At 71.0% G+C, this 21,877-nt stretch carries 16 protein-coding genes; 5 read left to right on the top strand and 11 right to left on the bottom strand.

Going from position 1 to position 21,877, the window contains the following annotated elements:
* Genes KV106_RS12145 through KV106_RS12135 form a run of 3 tightly spaced genes read right to left on the bottom strand, consistent with a single transcriptional unit; the run spans nt 1 to nt 2,335 of the window.
* A complete protein-coding gene (locus KV106_RS12145; RefSeq protein ID WP_172705294.1) occupies nt 1-603 on the bottom strand; it encodes an alkylhydroperoxidase domain protein in 603 nt (200 codons plus the stop codon).
* 5 nt (nt 604-608) lie between these two features.
* On the bottom strand, nt 609-1,241 hold the full coding sequence (locus KV106_RS12140) for a CMD domain protein (RefSeq protein WP_261210524.1): 633 nt from the start codon (nt 1,239-1,241) through the stop codon (nt 609-611).
* Complete coding sequence (locus tag KV106_RS12135) at nt 1,238-2,335, bottom strand: putative FMN-dependent luciferase-like monooxygenase (RefSeq protein ID WP_261210523.1); 1,098 nt, start codon at nt 2,333-2,335, stop codon at nt 1,238-1,240. The genes KV106_RS12140 and KV106_RS12135 overlap by 4 nt, the downstream gene beginning before the upstream one ends.
* Nucleotides 2,336-2,540: 205 nt before the next feature.
* Here KV106_RS12135 and KV106_RS12130 point away from each other — a divergent pair, with 205 nt between their 5' ends.
* Complete coding sequence (locus KV106_RS12130; protein WP_057592611.1) at nt 2,541-3,893, top strand: LLM class flavin-dependent oxidoreductase; 1,353 nt, start codon at nt 2,541-2,543, stop codon at nt 3,891-3,893.
* 22 nt (nt 3,894-3,915) lie between these two features.
* Here the strand turns inward: KV106_RS12130 and metE are convergent, their stop codons facing one another.
* The gene (gene metE, locus KV106_RS12125) at nt 3,916-6,207 is read right to left on the bottom strand and encodes a 5-methyltetrahydropteroyltriglutamate--homocysteine S-methyltransferase (RefSeq protein ID WP_057592610.1); all 2,292 of its coding nucleotides are present in this window, start codon (nt 6,205-6,207) and stop codon (nt 3,916-3,918) included.
* A 107-nt stretch (nt 6,208-6,314) separates the two neighbouring features.
* Here metE and KV106_RS12120 point away from each other — a divergent pair, with 107 nt between their 5' ends.
* The gene (locus tag KV106_RS12120) at nt 6,315-7,199 is read left to right on the top strand and encodes a LysR family transcriptional regulator (RefSeq protein ID WP_057592609.1); all 885 of its coding nucleotides are present in this window, start codon (nt 6,315-6,317) and stop codon (nt 7,197-7,199) included.
* Here the strand turns inward: KV106_RS12120 and KV106_RS12115 are convergent, their stop codons facing one another.
* Entirely contained in the window at nt 7,200-7,823 is a 624-nt protein-coding gene (locus KV106_RS12115) for an FMN-binding negative transcriptional regulator (protein ID WP_261210522.1), read from the bottom strand.
* Between the two features lie 82 nt (nt 7,824-7,905).
* On the opposite strand from KV106_RS12115, the gene pdxR reads away from it, so the two are divergent.
* Nucleotides 7,906-9,360: a MocR-like pyridoxine biosynthesis transcription factor PdxR gene (gene pdxR / locus KV106_RS12110; RefSeq protein ID WP_261210521.1), complete on the top strand. Its 1,455-nt coding sequence runs from the start codon at nt 7,906-7,908 to the stop codon at nt 9,358-9,360.
* Here pdxR and KV106_RS12105 read toward each other — a convergent pair.
* The 6 genes from KV106_RS12105 to KV106_RS12080 form a co-directional block, all read right to left on the bottom strand.
* Complete coding sequence (locus tag KV106_RS12105; protein ID WP_261210520.1) at nt 9,351-10,211, bottom strand: isocitrate lyase/PEP mutase family protein; 861 nt, start codon at nt 10,209-10,211, stop codon at nt 9,351-9,353. The two genes, pdxR and KV106_RS12105, sit on opposite strands and share 10 nt — an antisense overlap.
* A gap of 16 nt (nt 10,212-10,227) precedes the next feature.
* The gene (gene prpF / locus KV106_RS12100) at nt 10,228-11,421 is read right to left on the bottom strand and encodes a 2-methylaconitate cis-trans isomerase PrpF (protein ID WP_261210519.1); all 1,194 of its coding nucleotides are present in this window, start codon (nt 11,419-11,421) and stop codon (nt 10,228-10,230) included.
* 13 nt (nt 11,422-11,434) lie between these two features.
* Nucleotides 11,435-14,059 (bottom strand): Fe/S-dependent 2-methylisocitrate dehydratase AcnD, encoded by a 2,625-nt coding sequence (acnD, locus tag KV106_RS12095; protein WP_261210518.1) that lies wholly within the window; start codon nt 14,057-14,059, stop codon nt 11,435-11,437.
* A 56-nt stretch (nt 14,060-14,115) separates the two neighbouring features.
* Nucleotides 14,116-15,099 (bottom strand): tripartite tricarboxylate transporter substrate binding protein, encoded by a 984-nt coding sequence (locus KV106_RS12090; RefSeq protein ID WP_261210517.1) that lies wholly within the window; start codon nt 15,097-15,099, stop codon nt 14,116-14,118.
* Nucleotides 15,100-15,221: 122 nt separating this feature from the next.
* Nucleotides 15,222-16,379: a bifunctional 2-methylcitrate synthase/citrate synthase gene (gene prpC, locus KV106_RS12085; RefSeq protein WP_261210516.1), complete on the bottom strand. Its 1,158-nt coding sequence runs from the start codon at nt 16,377-16,379 to the stop codon at nt 15,222-15,224.
* Nucleotides 16,380-16,384: 5 nt separating this feature from the next.
* Nucleotides 16,385-16,780 carry an acyl-CoA thioesterase gene (locus KV106_RS12080; protein WP_261210515.1) on the bottom strand — a complete coding sequence of 132 codons (396 nt, stop codon included), beginning with the start codon at nt 16,778-16,780 and terminating at the stop codon, nt 16,385-16,387.
* Between the two features lie 123 nt (nt 16,781-16,903).
* Here KV106_RS12080 and KV106_RS12075 point away from each other — a divergent pair, with 123 nt between their 5' ends.
* Together KV106_RS12075 and KV106_RS12070 are read left to right on the top strand one after the other, a co-directional pair.
* Nucleotides 16,904-18,343 carry a short-chain fatty acyl-CoA regulator family protein gene (locus tag KV106_RS12075; protein WP_261210514.1) on the top strand — a complete coding sequence of 480 codons (1,440 nt, stop codon included), beginning with the start codon at nt 16,904-16,906 and terminating at the stop codon, nt 18,341-18,343.
* Between the two features lie 294 nt (nt 18,344-18,637).
* Nucleotides 18,638-21,877: hypothetical protein (locus KV106_RS12070; protein WP_261210513.1), on the top strand; the 3,240-nt coding region annotated here is incomplete at its 3' end.

The following is a 21,877-nucleotide window of genomic DNA, read 5'->3' as shown; positions in this document are numbered from 1 at the left end:
TCAGGGTTGTTGCGGTTCGCCCAGCGAGAGCATCAGCCGGTTCGCCCAGTTGAAGAAGGCCGCGCCGTGGATCACGTCGGCGATCGCGAGGTCGTCGAGGCCCTGCGCGCGCAATGCCTCGATGTGTTCCGTGCCGAAGTTCGAGGGCGTCGACGACAGCGCCACCGAGGCCGCGACGATCGCGTCCCAGCGCTCGCCGAGCGCGGTCGTCGTGCCCTCGTCGAGCAGCCGCTGCACATCGTCCGAACGCTGCGAGAAATGCGTGGCGAAGCGCGCATGCACCGAGGCGCAGTAGATGCAGCCGTTGTGGCGCGAGGCCGCGGCCGCGGCCAGTTCGCGCTCGGCGCGCGGCAGGCCGGCCTCGGGGTTGTAGAAGATGTCCTTGTCGGTGCGCGTGCGCGCGCCGAGGATGTCGGGATCGCGCGCGAGCAGCCGGAAGTACGGCGACTTGGCGCGCGCCGCATCCACCAGGCCCGCGAAGTGGCGCTCTGTGAGCTCGGCTTCGGGCAGCGGCTCGAGCCAGGGCAGCCATTCGAGCTGCGCCTGCGTGAAGCGCGTGGGGTGCGCGTTGTCCGGATAGCTCAGGGTCGATTCGGTGGCCATGGCGTTCAGTCGACGGAAGTGATGGGATGGCGCGCCAGCGTGCGCAGGCCCGCGACGACGCGGACCTGGAACGCGAGGAAGGCCACGAGCTGCGACAGGGTCACGATGCCGGTGGACGACCAGCCGGCATCGAGCAAGGCCTGCAGCGCGGCCGGACTCGCATCGCGCGGATGGAACACCAGCAACTGTGCATGCACGAGCGCGGCCGAGAGGCGCGGGCCCAGCGCTTCGCGGTTCGCATCGGCGACCGCATACGAGGGGCCGGCCGTGTCCTCGACGCTCAGCGGGCCGGCGGGATAGCGGCCGTACGGGCCCTTGGCGGCGGCGCGTTTCGCTTCGTCGGCGATCGCCTCGGCCACGCCCGTGCGGGCGCGCTGCGCGGCGAGGTGCTGCGCATAGAAGCGCGCGACCTCGGGCTGTTCGTGCAGCGCGGTCACGAAGGCCGCGACGGCGAAGCGGTCCGCGATGTCGAAGTCCCCGGGCACGGGCGGCGCCGGCGCGAACAGCGCGAGGTAGCTCTGCTGCGCGTTGAGGCGCGCCTGTTCGCGCTGCGCGCGCAGGCGGTCGAGCGGATCGCCGGGCGCGATGCCGACCAGTTGGTCGATCACGTCGGCGACGGGAGGGGTGGTGGTGGTCATGAGGTCTGGAGGGAGGGAAAGCCGGTGGATGCCGCCGTCGCGTCGCGCTGCCAGCCGAGCGCGGGCGCGACCTCGGTGGCGACGAGCTCGATCGAGCGCAGGATCGCCGCATGCGGCGGATCGACCGAGTGCACCTGGCACACGAGGTCGGTGACGCGCGCGAGCGTGCTGTCGGCCGCGAGCGAGGCGATCACGTCCTCGGGCGTGCCCACGTGCACGTCGTAGGCCGCGATGAGCTGTTCGAGCGAGGCCTCGGGGCCCGCGCGGTCCGCGAGGCCACCGCCGCCCGAGGCCGCGAAGCGCGCGGCCGAGCGGCGCAGGCCGATCTCGGCCAGGCGCAGCGCCTCGGCGCGCGTGTCCGCCACGAAGACGCTGCGCGATCCCACGATGCGCGGCGTGGCGCCCGCGGGCAGCGCGGCCATGTAGGCATCGACGATCGGGTTTTGCAGCTCGGCCAGCGTCGCATCGGGCGCGTCCAGCGTGCGCGGCTGGGTGCGCGAGAGCATCAGGCCGTCGCCGGCCTGGCCCGCGCGCGTGCCGCCGCTTACGGAGAAGGTCGCCTGCCAGATCCGGCCCAGCAGTTGCGCGCCCGCGGGGTACAGCGTGTCGCCGCCCGCGAGCGGCCGGCCGGCCCAGGCCGCGCGCACGGCCGCGAGCTGCCGCGCGAACAGGGCCGGACGCTCGGCCGCATCGAGGCCGAAGGCGGCGAAGGCCTCGGGCGTGCCGCCCGTGCCCACGCCGAGCTCGAGCCGGCCGCCCGCGAGCAGGTCCAGCACGATGGCGTCCTCGGCCACGCGCAGCGCGTTCTCGAGCGGCAGGGTCACGATGCCGGTGCCCAGGCGGATGCGACGCGTGCGCGCGGCCACGTGGGCGAGAAAGACGAAGGGCGACGGCAGGCCGCCCTCGTGTTCGTGGAAGTGGTGCTGCGCGACCCAGGCCGAGTCGAAGCCGAAGGCCTCGGCGTGCGCGATCTGCGCGGCCACCAGGCGATAGCGCTCGGCCGCGGGGGCGTCGTCGAGCAGCCGGCTGAAGAAGCCGAGGCGCTTGCGCACCGTCGGTCGTTGGGCGGAGGGTGCGTGCGAAGGCTCGGGCATGAAGCGGAAATTGTGGCGGCCGGGGCCTGCGCCGGCTGCGAAGAAAAAGTCGCATGCATATGCGCAAACCGAGGCTGCGCCACCCGGCCGCCTTGCCAAATGCAGTGCGCGCCTAAGGAAGTGCGAATCCCTTCTTTCCGCGCGAGCGGGCACCGACTTAACCTGCCGCCGCACTTTTGCGCGCACCCTCCGACCACGAGTTCCCATGGCCACTTCCTCCCGCCAGATCAAGCTGGGCGCCTTTCTCATGCAGACCGGCCACCACATCGCCGCCTGGCGCCATCCGCAGGCCCAGGCCGACGCGGGCAGCAACTTCCGCCACTACGTCGAGCTCGCGAAGCTGGCCGAGGCCGCGAAGTTCGATGCCGTCTTCCTGGCCGACTCGGTGGGCGTGCGCAGCAGCGAACTCGCCTCGCTCTCGCGCACCGCGCGCAGCGACCACTTCGAGCCGCTGACCCTGCTGTCGGCGCTGGCGGCGGTCACCGAGCGCATCGGCCTGATCGCCACCGTGTCGACCAGCTTCAACGAGCCCTTCAACGTGGCGCGCAAGTTCGCCTCGCTCGACCAGATCAGCGGCGGCCGTTCGGGCTGGAACCTCGTGACCTCGAGCGGCACCGGCGAAGCGCAGAACTTCAATCGCGACGAGCATTTCGAGCATGCGCTGCGCTACGAGCGCGCGGCCGAGTTCCACGACGTGGTGACCGGCCTGTGGGACAGCTGGGAGGACGACAGCTTCGTGCGCGACAAGGACAGCGGCCAGTACTTCCACGAGGACAAGCTGCACGTGCTGCATCACAAGGGCAAGCATTTCTCGGTGCGCGGGCCGCTCAACGTCTCGCGCTCGCCGCAGGGCCGGCCGGTGGTGGTGCAGGCCGGCGCCTCGGAAGCCGGCCGCGACCTCGCGGCGCGCACGGCCGAGGTGATCTTCGTCGCGCACCAGACCTTCGACGAGGCCAAGAGCTTCTACCGCGACATCAAGGACCGCGCCCAGGCCTACGACCGCGAGCCCGAGTCGATCAAGATCATGCCGGGCATCTTCCCGGTGGTCGGCCGCACGCAGGAGGAGGCCGAGGAGAAGTTCGCGCAGCTGCAGGACCTGGTGCACCCGGTGGTGGGCGTCTCGCTGCTGTCGAACGTGATCGGCGGCTTCGACTTCTCGGGCCTGCCGGTCGACGGCCCGGTGCCCGAACTGCCCGAGACCAACGGCCCCAAGAGCCGGCAGCGCCTGCTGCTCGACCTCGCGCGGCGCGAGAACCTCAGCATCCGCGACCTCTACCTGCGCATCGCGGGCGCACGCGGCCACCAGCAGGTGGTGGGCACGCCGCAGAGCATCGCGGACCAGCTGCAGCAATGGTTCGAGGAAGGCGGCGCCGACGGCTTCAACATCATGTCGCCGTGGTTCCCGGGCGGGCTGCAGGACTTCATCGCGCTGGTGCTGCCCGAGCTGCGCCGGCGCGGCCTGGTGCGCACCGAGTACGAGGGAAGTACCTTGCGCGAGCACCTGGGGCTGCAGCGGCCGCGGCATGGGCAGCGCCGGGCCGCGGTGAGCGCCGCATAGCGGCGCGTCGCCCCTCCTCCGCTCATACGGCGGCGCGCAGCGTCCTGGCCGCCGCCACCATGTTGCTCAGCGCCGGAATCACCTCGGGCCACTGGCGCGTCTTGAGGCCGCAGTCGGGGTTGACCCACAGGCGTTCCGCGGGAATGCGCTCGGCCGCCTTCTTCATCAGCTGCACGATGTGCTCCTGGCTCGGGATGTTCGGCGAGTGGATGTCGTAGACGCCGGGACCGATCTCGTTCGGGTACTTGAAGTCGTCGAAGGCGTCGAGCAGTTCCATGTCCGAGCGCGAGGTCTCGATGGTGATGACGTCGGCATCCATGTCGGCGATCGACGCGATGATGTCGTTGAACTCCGAATAGCACATGTGGGTGTGGATCTGCGTCTCGTCGCGCACGCCGTTGGCCGTGATGCGGAATGCATCCACCGCCCAGTCCAGGTAGTCCTGCCATTGCGACTTGCGCAGCGGCAGGCCTTCGCGCAGCGCGGCCTCGTCGATCTGGATCACGCGCACGCCGGCGCGCTCGAGGTCGAGCACCTCCTCGCGGATGGCCAGCGCGAGCTGGCGGCACGAGGCCGAACGCGGCTGGTCGTCGCGCACGAAGGACCAGTTGAGGATGGTCACGGGGCCGGTCAGCATGCCCTTCATCGGCCGTTGCGTGAGCGACTGCGCATAGCGGATCCACTCGACCGTCATCGCCTTCGGGCGGCTGATGTCGCCGAACAGGATCGGTGGCTTCACGCAGCGCGAGCCGTAGGACTGCACCCAGCCGAACTGGCTGAAGGCATAGCCCTCGAGCTGCTCGCCGAAGTACTCGACCATGTCGTTGCGTTCGGCCTCGCCATGCACCAGCACGTCGAGGCCGAGCGCTTCCTGCTCGCGCACGCTGCGCTCGATCTCGGCGCGCATCGCCACCTGGTAGTTGGCCGCGTCGAGGCGGCCGGCCTTGAACTCGCTGCGCGCATGGCGGATCTCGGCCGTCTGCGGGAACGAGCCGATGGTGGTGGTGGGGAACGGCGGCAGCTTGAGGAACGCGGCCTGCTTGGGCGCGCGCTGGGCATAGACGCTCTCGCGCCGGCCGAGCTGGCTGTTGAGCTGGGCCACGGCCGCCTGCACGGCGGGGTTGTTCACGCGCGGCGAGGCACGGCGCGCTGCCAGCGCCGCGGCGTTCGCGGCCAGCGCCTCCTTCACGGCCGCGCGGCCGTCGCGCAGCGCGCCGGCCAGCACGCGCAGTTCCTCGAGCTTCTGCAGCGCGAACGCGAGCCAGGACTTGAGCTCGGTGTCGAGCTTCTGCTCGCTCGCGAGATCGACCGGCACATGCAGCAGCGAGCACGAGGGCGCGATCCACAGGCGGTCGCCGAGGCGCTCGGCCAGCGGCTCGAGCCAGTCGAGCACGGCGGCCAGGTCGGTCTTCCAGATGTTGCGGCCGTTGATCACGCCGAGCGACAGCACCTTGTGCGGCGGCAGCATGCTCAAGAGCGGCAGCACGTCGTCGCGGCCGTTGATGGCATCGACGTGCAGGCCGGCCACCGGCAGGTTGGCGGCCAGGTACTTGTTCTCGGCGAGCTGGCCGAAGTAGGTGGCCAGCAGGATCCTGATCCTCGCGCTCTTGAGGTGGTGGTAGGCCGTGTTGAAGGCGTGCTGCCAGTCGGCGTCGAGCTCGGTCGCGAGCAGCGGCTCGTCGATCTGCACCCATTCGACGCCGCGCGCCGCGAGCGCGTCGAGCAGCTCGGCATACACCGGCAGCAGGCGCGGCAGCAGCGCGAGGCGGTCCGAGTCGTCCTTGGCCTTGCCTATGGCCAGGTAGGTGACGGGGCCGACCAGCACCGGCTTGGCCTTCACGCCCTGTGCCCTGGCTTCGTCGAGCTGTTCGAGCAGGCGCGAGGCATCGAGCCTGAACTCGGTGGCCGCGGTGAACTCGGGGACGATGTAGTGGTAGTTGGTGTCGAACCACTTGGTCATCTCGCCCGCGGCCACGCCGCCGCAGCAGCCCGCATGCTCCTCGGCCGACTGCGCCGAGCGGCCGCGCGCCACGCGGAAGTAGTTGTCGAGCGCATCGCCATGGAAGCCGCGCACCCGCTCGGGCAGGTTGCCGAGCGTGAAACTCATGTCCAGCACCTGGTCGTAGAACGCGAAGTCGCCGACCGGCACGAGGTCGAGGCCGGCCTGGTCGTTCCAGTGGCGCTGGCGCAGCGTGGCGCCCAGCGCCTGGAGCGTTTCGCGCGAGGACTCTCCCTTCCAGTACGACTCGAGCGCGAACTTCAGTTCGCGCCTGGCGCCGATGCGGGGAAAGCCGAGGTTGTGGGTGGTGGTCATGGGTAGCGGAAGGTCCGGCAGTACAGGGAAAGGCGCGATCCTAGGTGTGGCGACCCGTGAAGTAAAATGGTCTTATTTCACGCATCCATGAATCTGGCTCATTGACCATGCTCGAGCGCATCCATCTGTCGATCGTCCAGGAAGTGGACAAGCAGGGCTCGCTGACAGCGGCCGCCGAGGTGCTGCACCTCACGCAGTCGGCACTGAGCCATTCGATCCGCAAGCTCGAGCAGCAGCTCGGCACCGAGGTCTGGCAGCGCGAGGGGCGCAGCCTGCGGCTGACGCAGGCGGGCCAGTACCTGCTCGCGGTGGCCAACCGCGTGCTGCCGCAGCTCGCGCTGGCCGAGGAGCGGCTGGGCCAGTTCGCGCAGGGCGAGCGCGGCTCGCTGCGCATCGGCATGGAATGCCATCCCTGCTACCAGTGGCTGCTCAAGGTGGTCTCGCCCTACCTCGCGGCCTGGCCCGACGTGGACGTGGACGTGAAGCAGAAATTCCAGTTCGGCGGCATCGGCGCGCTTTTCGGCTACGAGATCGACCTGCTCGTGACGCCCGACCCGCTCTACAAGCCGGGCCTGCACTACGAGCCGGTGTTCGACTACGAGCAGGTGCTGGCGGTGGCGCGCGGCCACCGGCTGGCGAACCTGCCCTACGTGAAGCCCGCGCAGCTCACGCAGGAGGTGCTGGTCACCTACCCGGTGGCGACCGACCGGCTCGACATCTACAACATGTTCCTGATGCCCGCGGGCGTGACGCCCAGGCGGCACAAGGCCATCGAGACCACCGACATCATGTTGCAGATGGTGGCCAGCGGCCGCGGCGTGGCCGCGCTGCCGCGCTGGCTGGTCGAGGAGTACGCGCAGAAGATGGACGTGGTGCCGGTGCGGCTCGGCGCGCGCGGCATCGCCAAGCAGATCTTCCTGGGCGCGCGCGAGGCCGACACCGACATCGACTACCTGCGTGCCTTCGTCGAGCTGGCGCGCGCGGCCGGCTGATCAGCCGGCCGGCCGCATGCGCTCGGCGATCTCGGCGTGGCCGCGCGCGGCCAGCGCCTCGGAGGCGCCCGCGCGATCGCGCGTTTCCTTGTTCTGGCTGAGCTTCGACTTGCCGACCAGCGAAGTGAGCGCGATCTCGATGCCGACGATGCGGCCCAGCATGTCGTCGATGAAGTCGGGCGCCGAGTCGCCCATCTTCCAGGGCCGGGGCTCGGCCGCCTCGTGGCGGCGCGTGAGGCGCGCGACGATTCCGCGCACGAAGCGCTCGTCGTCGCGCACGGTGATCGTGCCGTGCGCATGCACCACCTCGTAGTTCCAGGTCGGCACCTGGCGGTGCAGCTCGTGCTTGCTCGGGAACCAGCTCGGCGAGATGTAGGCCTGCGCGGCGCGGAAGACCACCATGACCTCGGTGCCGCTCGGGCAGCGCTGCCAGACGTCGTTGGCGCGCGCGACGTGCGCCGAGAGCAGGCCGTGCGTGCCGACCTCGGGATCGAACTCGAAGGGCAGGTGGTCGGCGTCCAGCCCGGCGGGGCCGTGCGTGACCAGCATGCCGAGCGGATGCTCGCGGATGACGCGCTGGAGCGCGGCGGGATCGGTGACGGCGAAATGCGCGGGGATGTACATCGGGCGTGGCTCGAAAAGCGTGGGGTGCCTCACTGTCGCCTCGAACCGGCACAATGCGAAGAACCAGTTTTCCACTTTTTGCATGGACCAGTTGTCGCTTCCCCCGGGCCAGGGCGCGGGCCGCCGCATCTACGCGCTGCTGCGCGACCAGATCGCCGACGGCACCCTGCCCGCGGGCGCGCCCGCACCGTCGACGCGGGCCCTGGCGGCCGAGCTCGGGGTCTCGCGCACCACGGTGACCGCGGTCTACGAGCAGCTCGCGGCCGAGGGCTACCTGCTCACCTCGGCGGGCCGCGCGGCGCGCGTGGCGAGCCCGCCGTCTGCGGCCGTGGCACGACCGGCGGCCGCCTCCCGCCGCGCCCGGCCCGCGCCCACGCTGTCGGCCTATGGCCGCCGCATCGCGGCGATGGCGCCACCGCCCGCCGCGCCGAGCGAGCCGCCACGCATCGACTTCCTCTACGGCGCGGTCGCCTCGCGCGACTTCCCCGCGCTGGCCTGGCGGCGCGCCTACCAGGCCGAGCTGCTGCGTCAGCAGCGCAGCCTGAGCTACGCGCCGCCCGAAGGCGACGAAGGCTTGAGGCGCGCGCTGCAGGGCTATCTGCGGCGCGCGCGCGGGCTGGTCTGCGACGCGGGGCAGATCGTCGTGGTGCAGGGCTCGCAGCAGGGCATCGACCTGTGCGCGCGGCTGCTGCTCGATCCGGCCGATGCCTTCGTGTTCGAGAACCCCGGCTACCTGATGGCGCGGCGCTGCTTCGAGGCCACGGGGGCGACGCTGCTGCCGGTGCCCGTCGATGCGCAGGGCCTGGACACGGCCGCGCTGCCGCGCGACGGCCGCGCGCGCCTGGCCTATGTCACGCCCTCGCACCAGTTCCCGCTCGGCGGCGTGCTCGCCATCGGCCGGCGCCTCGAACTGCTGCAATGGGCGCGGCAGCAGCGCGCCTGGATCGTGGAGGACGACTACGACGGCGAGTTCCGCTACGGCCAGCGCCCGATCGATGCGCTGCGCGCGGTCGATGCCGACGGGCGCGTGCTCTACGTGGGCACCTTCTCGAAGGCGCTGTCGCCGCAGATGCGGCTCGGCTACCTGGTGCTGCCGCCCGAGCTGGTGCCGGTGTTCCGCCAGGCCAAGCGCATGGCCGACCGCCATGCGCCGCTGCTCGAGCAGCGGGTGCTGGCGGCCCTGATCGACAGCGGCGCCTACGAGCGCCACGTGCGGCGCGCGCGACGCGAGAACGAGCGCCGCCGCACGGCGCTGCTCGAGGCGATCGCGCGCCATCTGCCGGCCGAGGCACAGGTCGCGGGCACGGCGGCCGGGCTGCACGTGGTGCTGTGGCTGCCGTGGCTGCGGCCGCGCGACGAAGCCGCGCTGGTCGCCGCCGCGCGGCTGCGTGGCGTGGGTGTCTATCCGGTGTCGCCGCTCTACGCGGGCAAGGCCGCGAGCGGTCGCTGCGGTGGCCTGATCCTCGGCTATGCGAGCCTCACGGTCGAGCAGATCGCGCAGGGCGTGCGGCTGCTGGCCGCGGTGCTTCAGCTGTAGCGCTGCTCCAGCGCGTCCCACTCGGGCTTGCCCACGAGCCGCTGGCGTTCGGCGAAGGGCGTGACCAGGCCGCTGGACTCGCGCACTTCCTTCTCGTCGCGCAGCACGGTCAGCGCCTTCTGCATGCCGGCCACCGCGCCCTGCAGCGCGGCATTGGCATAGAGCACGATGCCGTAGCCGAGCTCGCCGAGTTCGGTCGCGTTGAAGATCGGCGTCTTGCCGCCGATCACCATGTTCATGAGCTGTGGCCGGTCCAACCGTTGAGGCAGCGCGCGAACTTCCTCCGCGCTGGTCACGGCCTCGACGAACAGGATGTCGGCGCCGGCCTCGGCGAAGCGCTGCGCACGCTCGACCGCGGCCTCGAAGCCATGGACCGCGGCCGCGTCGGTGCGCGCCATGATCAGCAGGTCGGCATCCTGCCGCGCATCGACGGCCGCCTTGATCTTGCTCACGGCCTCCTCGGTGGAGATCACTTCCTTGCCCGAGAAATGGCCGCAACGCTTGGGCGCGACCTGGTCCTCGAACTGGATGCAGTCGGCGCCCGCGCGCTCGAGCGTGCGCACGGTGTGGCGCACGTTGAGCGCGTTGCCGAAGCCGGTGTCGGCATCGACGATCAGCGGCACCGACACCGCATCGTGGATGCGCGCCGTGTGGTCGGCGATCTCCGACAGGCCCATGAAGCCCTGGTCGGGCATGCCGAACCACATGTTGGTGACGCCGGCGCCGGTGACGTAGATCGCCTGGAAGCCGAGGTCCTCGACGACGCGGGCGGAGAGCGCATTGAAGGCGCCCGGAACGATCAGGCCGCGGCGGGCCTCGGCGAGGGATTTGAGTTGCTTGCGGGTGGACATGGGGAGGATCCGTTTTTCAGAAACTGTCGCCGGGCACGCGCACCCAGCCTTCCATCAATACGCGCGCGCTGCGGCTCATCAGGGCCTTGGTCACGACCCACTGGCCGTCGACCGCGCGCGCCTCGGCGCCGACGCGCAACGTGCCCGAGGGATGCCCGAAGCGCACCGCCTGGCGTTCGCCGCCGCCGGCCGCGAGGTTCACCAGCGTGCCGGGGATCGCGGCCGCGGTGCCGATCGCGACCGCGGCCGTGCCCATCATCGCGTGGTGCAGCTTGCCCATCGACAGGGCGCGCACCAGCAGGTCGACATCGGCGGCGCGCACCGGCTTGCCGCTGGAGGCGACGTAGTCCTTCGGCGGTGCGACGAACGCGACCTTGGGCGTGTGCTGGCGCTTCGAGGCCTCGGCGAAGTCCTGGATCAGGCCCATCTTCACGGCGCCGTGCGCGCGGATGGTCTCGAACATCGCGAGCGCCTTCGGGTCGCCGTTGATCGCGTCCTGCAGCTCGGTGCCGCTGTAGCCGATGTCGGCGGCGTTGACGAAGATGGTGGGGATGCCGGCGTTGATCAGCGTGGCCTTGAAGGTGCCGACGCCGGGCACCTCGAGGTCGTCGACGAGCCTCCCCGTGGGGAACATCGCGCCGCCGCCCTCGCCCTCCCCTTCGTCGGCCGGATCGATGAACTCCAGCGGCACCTCCGCCGCCGCGAAGGTCACGCCATCGAGCTCGAAGTCGCCGGTCTCCTGCACCTGGCCGAGCGAGATCGGCACATGGGCCACGATGGTCTTGCCGATGTTGGCCTGCCAGATGCGCAAGGTGCACACGCCGTCGGCCGGCACGCGGGCCGGGTCGATCAGGCCCTGCGCGATCGCGAACGGACCCACGGCGGCCGACAGGTTGCCGCAGTTGCCCGACCAGTCGACGAAAGCGCTGTCGATGGAGACCTGGCCGAACAGGTAGTCGACGTCGTGATCGGGCCGCGTCGAGCGCGAGAGGATCACGGTCTTCGAGGTCGACGAGGTGGCGCCGCCCATGCCGTCGATCTGCTTGGCATAGGGGTCGGGGCTGCCGATCACGCGCAGCAGCAGCGCGTCGCGCGCCGGGCCCGGCTGTTGCGCGGCCTGCGGCAGGTCCTGCAGGCGGAAGAACACGCCCTTGCTGGTGCCGCCGCGCATGTAGACGGCGGGAATCTTGATCTGGGGAATGGATGCCATGGCGATGGGTTTCTCAAGCGGCCGCGGTGTTCGCGGCCAGGAAGTCTTGCGCAAAACGCTGCAGCACGCCGCCGGCCTCGTAGATGGACACTTCCTCGGCGGTGTCGAGGCGGCAGGTGACCGGCACGCGAAGCTCCTCGCCATTACGCCGATGCACGATCAGCGCGAGGTCGGCGCGCGGGGCCGGCTGGCCGGCCACGTCGTAGGTCTCGGTGCCGTCCAGCCCCAGCGTGAGCCGCGTGGTGCCGGGCTTGAACTCGAGCGGCAGCACGCCCATGCCGAGCAGGTTGGTGCGGTGGATGCGCTCGAAGCCCTCGGCCACCACGGTCTCGACGCCGGCCAGGCGCACGCCCTTGGCGGCCCAGTCGCGCGAGGAGCCCTGGCCGTAGTCGGCACCGGCCACGACGATCAGCGGCTGGCGGCGGTTCAGGTAGGTCTCGATCGCCTCCCACATGCGCACCACGCGGCCCTCGGGCTCGATGCGCGCGAGCGAGCCCTTCTGCTGCACGCCGTCGACCACCGCCATCTCGTTCACGAGCTGCGGATTGGCGAAGGTGGCGCGCATCGCCGTCAGGTGGTCGCCGCGGTGCGTGGCGTAGGAATTGAAGTCCTCTTCCGGCAGGCCCATCTTCGCGAGGTACTCGCCGGCGGCGCTGTCGCGCAGGATCGCGTTCGACGGCGAGAGGTGGTCGGTCGTGATGTTGTCGGGCAGGAGCGCCAGCGGCCGCATGCCGCGCAGGGTGCGCGGGTTGGCCGCGAGCGCGCCCACGCCCTCGCTGTCCCAGTAGGGCGGGCGGCGGATGTAGGTGGACTGCGGGCGCCAGTCGTACTGCGGGCTGGCCTTCTCGCCGTGGTCGGCATGGATCGCGAACATCGGCTCGTAGACCTGGCGGAACATCTCGGGCCGCACCGAGGCGGCGACGATCGCATCGATCTCCTCGTCGCTGGGCCAGAGGTCGGCCAGGCGGATCTCCTTGCCGTCGACCACGTCGAGGATGTCGCGCTCGATGTCGAAGCGCATCGTGCCCGCGATCGCATAGGCCACCACCAGCGGCGGCGAAGCCAGGAAGGCCTGCTTGGCGTAGGGATGGATGCGGCCGTCGAAGTTGCGGTTGCCCGAGAGCACGGCGGTGGCGTAGAGGTCGCGCTCGACGATCTCCTGCTGGATCTTCGGATCGAGCGCGCCCGACATGCCGTTGCAGGTGGTGCAGGCGAAGGCGACGATGCCGAAGCCAAGCTGCTCGAGCTCGGCGAGAAGGCCGGCGTCGCGCAGGTAGAGCTCGACGGCCTTCGAGCCCGGCGCCAGCGAGGACTTGACCCAGGGCTTGCGCACCAGCCCCAGCCGGTTGGCGTTGCGCGCCAGCAGCCCGGCCGCGATCACGTTGCGCGGGTTCGAGGTGTTGGTGCACGAGGTGATGGCCGCGATGATCACGGCGCCGTCGGGCATCAGGCCCGCGGCCTCCTGCTGGCGCGCCTCGTGCAGGCCGACGGCGATCTCGCGCTCGGCCAGCTGCGAGGTCGGCAGGCGGCGGTGCGGGTTCGACGGGCCCGCCATGTTGCGCACCACGCTGGAGAGGTCGAAGCGCAGCACGCGCTCGTAAGTGGCGGATGCCAGTGCGTCGGCCCAGAAGCCCGCGGTCTTCGCGTAGGTCTCGACCAGCGCGACCTGCGCGTCCTCGCGGCCGGTGAGCCGCAGGTAGGCCAGCGTCTGTTCGTCGATGTGGAACAGCGCGGCGGTGGCGCCATATTCGGGGCACATGTTGGAGATGGTCGCGCGGTCGCCGATGGTGAGGCTGCGCGCGCCCTCGCCGTAAAACTCGAGGTAGGCGCCGACCACCTTTTCGCGGCGCAGGAACTCGGTCAGCGCCAGCACGATGTCGGTGGCGGTGATGCCCGGCTGGCGGCGGCCCGTGAGCTCCACGCCGACGATCTCGGGCAGCCGCATCCACGAGGCGCGGCCGAGCATCACGTTCTCGGCCTCGAGCCCGCCCACGCCGACCGCGATCACGCCCAGCGCGTCGACGTGCGGCGTGTGGCTGTCGGTGCCCACGCAGGTGTCGGGGAAGGCCAGGCCGTCCTGCACGTAGACCACGGGCGACATCTTCTCGAGGTTGATCTGATGCATGATCCCGTTCCCCGCGGGGATCACCTCCATGTTGGCGAAGGCGCGCTTGGTCCATTCGATGAAATGGAAGCGGTCCTCGTTGCGCCGGTCCTCGATCTCGCGGTTCTTCTCGAAGGCCCGCGGGTCGAAGCCGCCGCACTCCACGGCCAGCGAGTGGTCGACGATCAGCTGCACCGGCACCACCGGATTCACCTGCGCCGGATCGCCGCCCTCGGCCGCGATCGCATCGCGCAGGCCCGCGAGGTCGACCAGCGCGGTCTGGCCCAGGATGTCGTGGCAGACCACGCGCACCGGGAACCACGGGAAGTCGCGATCGCGCCGGCGCTCGGCGATCTGCAGCAGGCATTCGTCGAGGATCGCGGGATCGCAGCGGCGCACGAGGTTCTCGGCATGCACGCGCGCGGTGTAGGACAGCGTGTCCCAGGCACCGGGGCGCAGCGCTTCGATGGCGGCGCGCGCGTCGATGTAGTCGAGCGCGGTGCCGGGGAGTTTCTTTCTGTGGCTTGAAGTCATCGTGGGGAAGCGGGCAGGAAAGCGATGCGGCCCCGCTGCGAGGGGCCGCGCGGGGTTCATTCGGAGCGGATGTCGTTGTCCTTCACGACCTTGGCATAGCGCGGGATCTCGGTGCGGATCAGCGCGCCGAACTGCTCGGCGCTGCCGCCGGCCGGCGACACGCCGGTGGGATCGAGCTTCGCGACCAGTTCGGGCGCCTTGAGCCCGGCGTCGAGCGCGCCGTTGAGCTTCGCGAGCACGGACGGCGGCACGCCCCGGGGCGCGATCAGGCCGTGCCAGGCCACCACGTCGTAGTCGGGCAGGCCGCCGCTCTCGGCGATCGAGGGAATGTCGGGATAGGCCTGCAGCCGCTTCGCCGTGGTGACGGCGAAGGCGCGCAGCCGGCCCGACTGCACGTGCGGCATCAGCGCCTCGGTGCCCGCGATCAGCATGTCGACGTTGCCCGCCACCAGGTCGGTGACGGCCGGCCCGGTGCCGCGGTAGGGCACGTGCGTGGCCTTGACCTTCGCCATGCCGAACAGGTACTCGCTCACGATGTGCAGGTGGCTGCCGTTGCCGGCCGAGGCGAAGGTCAGCTTGCCGGGGTTCTGGCGCGCGAAGGCCAGCAGCTCCTGCAGGTTCTTCGCGGGCACCTTCGACGGGTTGACGCACAGCACGTAGGCGCCCCTGGAGAGCTGGATCACCGGCGTCATCTCGGCCACCGGATCGAAGCGCAGCTTGTAGAGCGAGGGATTGACCGTGTAGCTGCCCGCGATCAGCAGCAGCGTGTAGCCGTCGGCCGGCGTGTGCAGCGCGTACTCGGTGCCGATGGTGCCGCCGGCGCCGGGCCGGTTGTCCACCACCACCGACTGACCCAGCTGCTGGGTCAGCACGTTGGCCGCCACGCGGGCGATGAAGTCGGAGCCGCCGCCCGGCGCGAAGGGGCAGACGATGCGCAGCGGCTTGTTCGGGAAGGCCTCCTGGGCGCGGCTCAGGGTGGCGGCGGGCAGCGTCAGTCCCGCCAGGGCGGCGGTCGAGAAGGCGCGGCGGTTCAGCGTCATGGTCTTGTCTCCAGTGTTGTCGTTCGATGTGGGAGCGTGCCGCCCGCGGGAGGCGGCACCGCGGAGTGTGCTCCGAGCGACATCGACCTGGAAGGACTTCACCGCGCCGCTGCCCCCCCGCCTCAGGCGCGCGCCTCGATCGGCACGAACGCCAGGTCCTCGGGGCCGGTGTAGTTCGCGCTCGGGCGGATGATCTTGTTGTCCACGCGCTGCTCGATGACGTGCGCGGCCCAGCCGCTGGTGCGCGCGATCACGAACAGCGGCGTGAACATGGCGGTGGGCACGCCCATCATGTGGTAGCTCACGGCGCTGAACCAGTCGAGGTTGGGGAACATCTTCTTGACCTCCCACATCACGGACTCGAGCCGCTCGGCGATGTCGTACATCTTGGTCGAGCCGGCCTCCTGCGACAGGCGCCGGGCCACGCCCTTGATCACCACGTTGCGCGGATCGCTCACGGTGTAGACCGGGTGGCCGAAGCCGATCACCACTTCCCTGGCCTCCACGCGGCGGCGGATGTCGGCCTCGGCCTCGGCCGGGCTGTCGTAGCGCTTCTGGATCTCGAACGCGACCTCGTTGGCGCCGCCGTGCTTGGGACCGCGCAGCGCGCCGATCGCGCCGGCGATGGCCGAGTGCATGTCGCTGCCGGTGCCCGCGATCACGCGGGCGGTGAAGGTGCTGGCGTTGAACTCGTGCTCGGCGTAGAGGTTGAGCGAGGTGTGCATCGCGCGCACCCAGGCCTCGGAGGGCTTCTCGCCATGCAGCAGGTGCAGGAAGTGGCCGCCGATCGAGTCGTCGTCGGTCTCCACGTCGATGCGCTTGCCCTGCGTGCTCCAGTGGTACCAGTACAGCAGCATCGAGCCCAGCGAGGCCATCAGGCGGTCGGCGATGTCGCGCGCGCCCGGCAGGTTGTGGTCGTCCTTCTCGGGCAGCACGCAGCCCAGCGCCGAGACGCCGGTGCGCATCACGTCCATCGGGTGGGCGCCGGCCGGCAGGCTTTCGAGCGCTTCCTTCACGCTCGCGGGCAGGCCGCGCATCGCCTTGAGCCGTGCCTTGTAGGCCTTGAGCTCGGTGCGCGTGGGCAGCTTGCCGTGCACCAGCAGGTGGGCGATCTCCTCGAACTCGCAGACCTCGGCGATGTCGAGGATGTCGTAGCCGCGGTAGTGCAGGTCGTTGCCGGTGCGGCCCACGGTGCACAGCGCGGTGTTGCCCGCGGTCACGCCCGAGAGGGCAACGGATTTCTTGGGGCGGAAGCCCGCGGGTGCGGTGGTGTCGGTCATGGGGTTCATGCGGTTTCTTCGTTGAGGTAGGCGCGATCGATGGCGGCGGGACGACCGGCGGCGTCGACCGCCACCATCTCGAACACGCCCTTGAGGACTTCTTCGGCCGGTGCGCCCGGCACGTCGGCCAGGCCGGTCACGCACACGGTCATCGAGCTGCGGCCGATGCGGCTGACCCAGCCGCGCAGCAGCAACTGGTGGCCCACCGGCACCGGCGCGAGGAAGTCGACGCCGGTCACGCCGGCCATCACCACCTCGTGCTGCGCCAGGCCGCGCGCGGCCAGGAAGGCGGCTTTGGTCATCAGTTGCAGGCCCTGCCCGGCGAACAGCGTGCCGCGGTGGTTGGCATGCACCGGCAGCACGAGTTCGCGCAGTTCGGTCGTTCCGGCGGGTGTTGTCATGCTTCGCAATCTACGCAGAGAATGCGGTTTGCAGAAGGACTGAAAAGGCAAATTCTTGCGAACCCCAATCCTCTGATTTGCAAATTTTGCGAATTTCCCCGCATTCGCAGCGAAGGCGAAACGATGAAGAAGACATTCATGGGCGTGCGCCTGCGCAGCCTGCGCGCGGAGCGCGGCCTGTCGCAGGTGGCGCTGGCCCAGGCGCTGGAGCTGTCGCCCAGCTACCTCAACCAGCTCGAGCAGAACCAGCGGCCGCTGACGGTGGCGGTGCTGCTCAAGATCAGCCGCGCGCTCGGCGTCGACATCCAGCAGTTCTCGGAAGACGAGGAGGCGCGGCTGGTGGCCGGCATGCGCGAGGCGCTGGCCGATGCCGCCGAGCCGGTGGCGCTGCCCGAGCTGCAGGAGGTGGCGGCGCAGATGCCCGCGCTGGGCCGCGCGCTGCTGGCGCTGCACCGGCGCAACCTCGAGGCGATGGAGCAGCTCGAGACCATGGCGCTGCGCCTGGGCGACGAGCGCTCGGGCCTGGCCGCGCCGCGCGCCATGCCCTTCGAGGTGGTGCGCGACTTCTTCTTCGCGCACCAGAACCACTTCGACACCCTCGACCGCGCGGCCGAGGTGCTGGCCCTGGAAGCGCAGCAGGCGCAGGCCGCGCCGGGCGCGCGCGAGCACGGCGGCCATCTCGCCGAATGGCTGGTCGAGCGGCTGCGGCAGCGCCACGGCGTGCGCGTGCTGCTGACCGACGACACCGAGGTCAGCAAGCGCCGCTATGACGCCGCGCAGCGCAGCCTGCGGCTGTCGCCCGCGCTCGAGCCGGGCCAGCAGGCCTTCCAGCTCGGCACCCAGCTCGCGCTGCTCGAGCTCGGCGCGGCGATCGACGCGCTGGTCGACGCGCCGCCCTTCACCGAGGACCCGGCCTCGCGCAAGCTGGCGCGCATCGGCCTGGCGAACTACTTCGCGGGCGCGCTGCTGCTGCCCTACGGCGCCTTCCTCGAGGCCGCGGAATCGCTGCGCTACGACATCGACCTGCTCGGCCAGCGCTTCGGCGTCGGCTTCGAGACCGTGTGCCACCGGCTCAGCACGCTGCAGCGGCTGGGCGCGCCCGGCGTGCCCTTCTTCTTCGTGCGCGTGGACAAGGCCGGCAACATCTCCAAGCGCCAGTCGGCCACGCACTTCCACTTCAGCCGCACCGGCGGCACCTGCCCGCTGTGGAACGTGTACGAGGCCTTCGCGCAGCCCGAGCGCATCCTGCCGCAGCTCGCGCGCATGCCCGACGGGCGGCGCTACCTGTGGATCGCGCGCTCGGTCTCGCGCGGCCAGCGCGGCTGGGGCTCGCCGCGCAAGACCTTCTCGATCGGGCTGGGCTGCGACATCCGCCATGCGCCGCGGCTGGTGTATGCGAAGGGACTCGACCTGCAGGACCCCGAGGCCGCCACGCCGATCGGCATGGGCTGCAAGGTCTGCGAGCGCGAGCGCTGTCCGCAGCGCGCCTTTCCGTTCATCGGCGAGGCGCTGGACGTGGACGAGAACCAGAGCCGGTTCGCGCCGTACGGCTTCGAGCGCTGAAGCCGCCGAACGCGAGCAGGCCTCGTCCGGCCTTCTTTCGGCCGCTTCGCCGACACCGCCACGGCCCCCGGAACCTGCCCGGCGTTCCGGGAAAAAAATCGCTCACGTTACGTAACGCGCGGCGAAAAGCCGTGTTACGGATGTTCCCGCCGCGTGTTACCCCGGATGAGAAAAGCCTTTGGAATCAACGAGATAAGGCGGTCGAGGTGCCGTAACAGAGGACCGCCATGGCGGCAGCGCAAAGACGGCACGCATGTTGCCCCTGTAGGCCACATCTTTGTCACAGAGGCCGCCATGACTACAACTCAATCATCGACCCCGACGACCCCGGAAACCACCGTGAACGGTGGGGCGCCCGTGGTCCTCGCGCAAGCCACCACCACGCCGATCGCACCGATGGGCTCGACCGCCATGGCGCCTCCCTCCGCACCCGCGGCCGCCGCGCCCGCCAGCATCGGATCGCTGTCGAACGCGACCCCGGGCACGACCATCGTGCGCGATGGCGTGAGCATCCCGGTGGACGGCAACCAGTCGCTGATCGCCGGCGACCGCGTGATCGTTCCCGATGGCGGCCAGGCCAATGTGCTGTTCCCCGGCTCGGCCACCAACAAGGCGCCGCTGGCCGGCGTCTTCGCGGGCGGCACCGATGCCACCGTCACGTCGACCAAGCTGCCGGGCGGCCTCGAGCAGGTCAATGTCGACGTGGCCTCGGGCGACCTCGCGGTCACCCCGCCCGACGCCGACGCCGATGCGGCGGCGCTGGCCGTCACCAAGAAGCTCGCCAGCGGCGGTGGCCTCGGCCTCGGCGAGTTCGCGCTCGGCGCGCTCGGTGGCATCGCGCTGGCCGCGGCCCTGGGCGGCGGCGGCGGCGACTCGACCATTCCCTTCTTCATTCCCGGCGTCGGCGACTCCGACGCGGATGCCGACGCGGACGCGGATGCGGATGCCGATGCGGACGGTGATGCCGATGCCGATGCGGACGCAGATGCGGATGCGGATGCGGATGCCGACGCTGATGCAGACGCCGATGCGGATGCAGACGCCGATGCGGACGCGGACGCGGATGCTGACGCTGACGCCGATGCGGACGCCGATGCCGATGCCGACCACCTGCTGGATCCGGGCGACAGCGCCGTCGGCCACGTGGTCGATGCCGTGGACAACACCCTGGGCCTGGGCGGCGCGCTGCAGACGGTGAAGCCCATCGTCAACAGCGTCACCGACGTGATCGACGACGTGCTCGCGCCGATCGCCGGCAACGAGTTCACGCCCAACGATCCCAACGAATTCGATCCCGTGGACAACGTGGTCGACCACGTCACCACCAATCTCGGCGGCGTGCTGTCGCCCGTGGTCGACGGCCTGCTGGGTGGCGGCACCACCGGCGCGATCATCGACACGGTCAACACCCAGGTCGACTACCTGACCGATGCACTGAACAACATCCTCGAGAACGTGCTGGGCAGCGACGGACTGCTGGGTGGCGTGACCACCGGCCTGGGCATCGATGGCCTGGTCGACGGCCTGCTGGGCGACGACGGCGTGGTCGGCCAGGTGCTCGACGGCCTGCTCGGCGAACACAGCCTGCTGGGCGGCCTGCTCGGCGAGGACGGCCTGGTCGGCGGTCTGCTGGGCGACGATGGCCTGCTCGGCGGCCTGCTGGGCGAAGGCACCGCGGTCGGCAGCCTGCTCGACACCCTGCTGGGTGACGGCGGCCTGCTCGGCGGCCTCGGCGGCGAAGACGGCCTGCTTGGCGGCCTGCTCGGCCCCGCCCTGGGCGAAGGCGGCCTGCTCGGAGGCCTGCTGGGCGACGACGGTGCGCTCGGCGGCCTGCTCGGCGAGGACGGCCTCGTGGGCGGCCTGCTCGGCGGCGACGGCGTGCTCAGCGGCCTGCTCGGCAGCGAAGGCCTGAGCGGCGGGCTGCTCGGACCGGACGGCCTGGTCGGCAGCCTGCTGGGCCCCGATGGCGTGGTCGGCAACCTGCTGGCCGACGGTCCGCTGGGCGGCCTGCTCGGCGGTGAAGACGGTCTGCTCGGCGGCCTGCTGGGCGACGACGGCCTGGTCGGTGGCCTGCTCGGCGAAGACGGGCTGCTCGGCGGTGTGCTCGGCGAAGACGGCCTCCTCGGCGCCGGCGGCCCGCTCGGCGGCCTGTTGAGCGACGACGGCCTGCTGGGTGGCCTGCTGGGCGATGAGGGCCTGGTCGGCGGTCTGCTCGGCGACGACGGCCTGTTGGGCGGCGTGCTGGCCGACGACGGCCTGCTCGGTGGCCTGATCGGCGGCGACGGCCTCGTGGGCGGCCTGCTCGGCGGCGATGGCCTGGTCGGTGGCCTGTTGGGCGACGACGGTCTGCTGGGTGGCCTGCTCGGCGAAGGCGGCATCCTCGGCGGTGTGCTGGGCGAAGACGGCCTGGTCCCGAGCCTGCTCGGCGACGACGGCCTGGTCGGCGGCCTGCTGGGTGGCGACGGCCTCGTGGGCGGCCTGCTCGGCGAGGACGGCCTGCTCGGCGGCTTGCTGGGCGGCCTGGTCGATGGCATTGGCGGCGGCGGTGGTGGCACCGGCGCGCAACTGCTCGACCCGACCGACACCATCGTCGGCGGCCTGGTCGACGGTCTCAACGACGGCCTGCTCGGCGAGCTCGGCCTGGGCGACGTGCTCGCCCCGGTCGTCGGCCTGACGGACAGCCTCACCGACACCGTGAGCGGACTGCTGGCCCCGGTGCTCGGCGACAGCTTCACGGCGAACGACCCGAACGTGCTGGATCCGGTGGACGACCTCGTGAGCCAGGTCACCGGCGGTGTCGGCGACCTGCTGAGCCCGCTGACCGACCAACTGCTGGGCGCCGGCACCACCGACGCGCTGCTGGGCGCGGTCGGCACGCAGGTCGACTTCCTGACCGATGGCGTGGCGAATCTGATCGGCGGCGATGGGCTGCTGGGTGGCGTGCTGGGTGATGACGGCCTGCTGGGCGGCTTGCTCGGCGGCGACGGTGGCCTCCTGGGCGGTGTCCTGGGTGACGACGGCCTGCTGGGCGGTCTGCTCGGCGGCGACGGTGGTCTCCTAGGCGGCGTGCTGGGTGACGACGGTCTGCTGGGCGGTCTGCTCGGCGGCGACGGTGGCCTGCTGGGTGGCGTGCTGGGTGACGACGGCCTCCTGGGCGGCGTCCTCGGTGGCGAAGGCGGCCTGCTCGGCGGCATCCTTGGCGACGACGGCCTTCTCGGCGGTCTGCTGGGTGGCCTGCTCGGCGGTGGTGCCGATGCCGGCGCCTCGGCCAGCCTGATGGTCGCGGCCGATGCGCCTGCCGCGGACGGTGGCCTGCTTGGCGGCCTGCTGGGTGGCGATGGCGGCCTGCTCGGCGGCATCCTCGGTGACGACGGCCTGCTGGGCGGTGTGCTCGGCGGTGACGGTGGCCTGCTCGGCAGCATCCTCGGCGATGACGGCCTGCTGGGAGGTGTGCTCGGTGGCGAAGGTGGCCTGCTCGGCGGTGTCCTGGGCGACGGTGGTCTGCTGGGTGGCGTCCTCGGTGGCGATGGCGGC

The sequence above is a fragment of the Variovorax endophyticus genome, from assembly GCF_025376855.1.
Taxonomy (GTDB): domain Bacteria; phylum Pseudomonadota; class Gammaproteobacteria; order Burkholderiales; family Burkholderiaceae_C; genus Variovorax.
The sequence above is the reverse complement of the archived record's forward strand: the minus strand, read 5'-3'. Positions and strand labels throughout refer to the sequence as shown.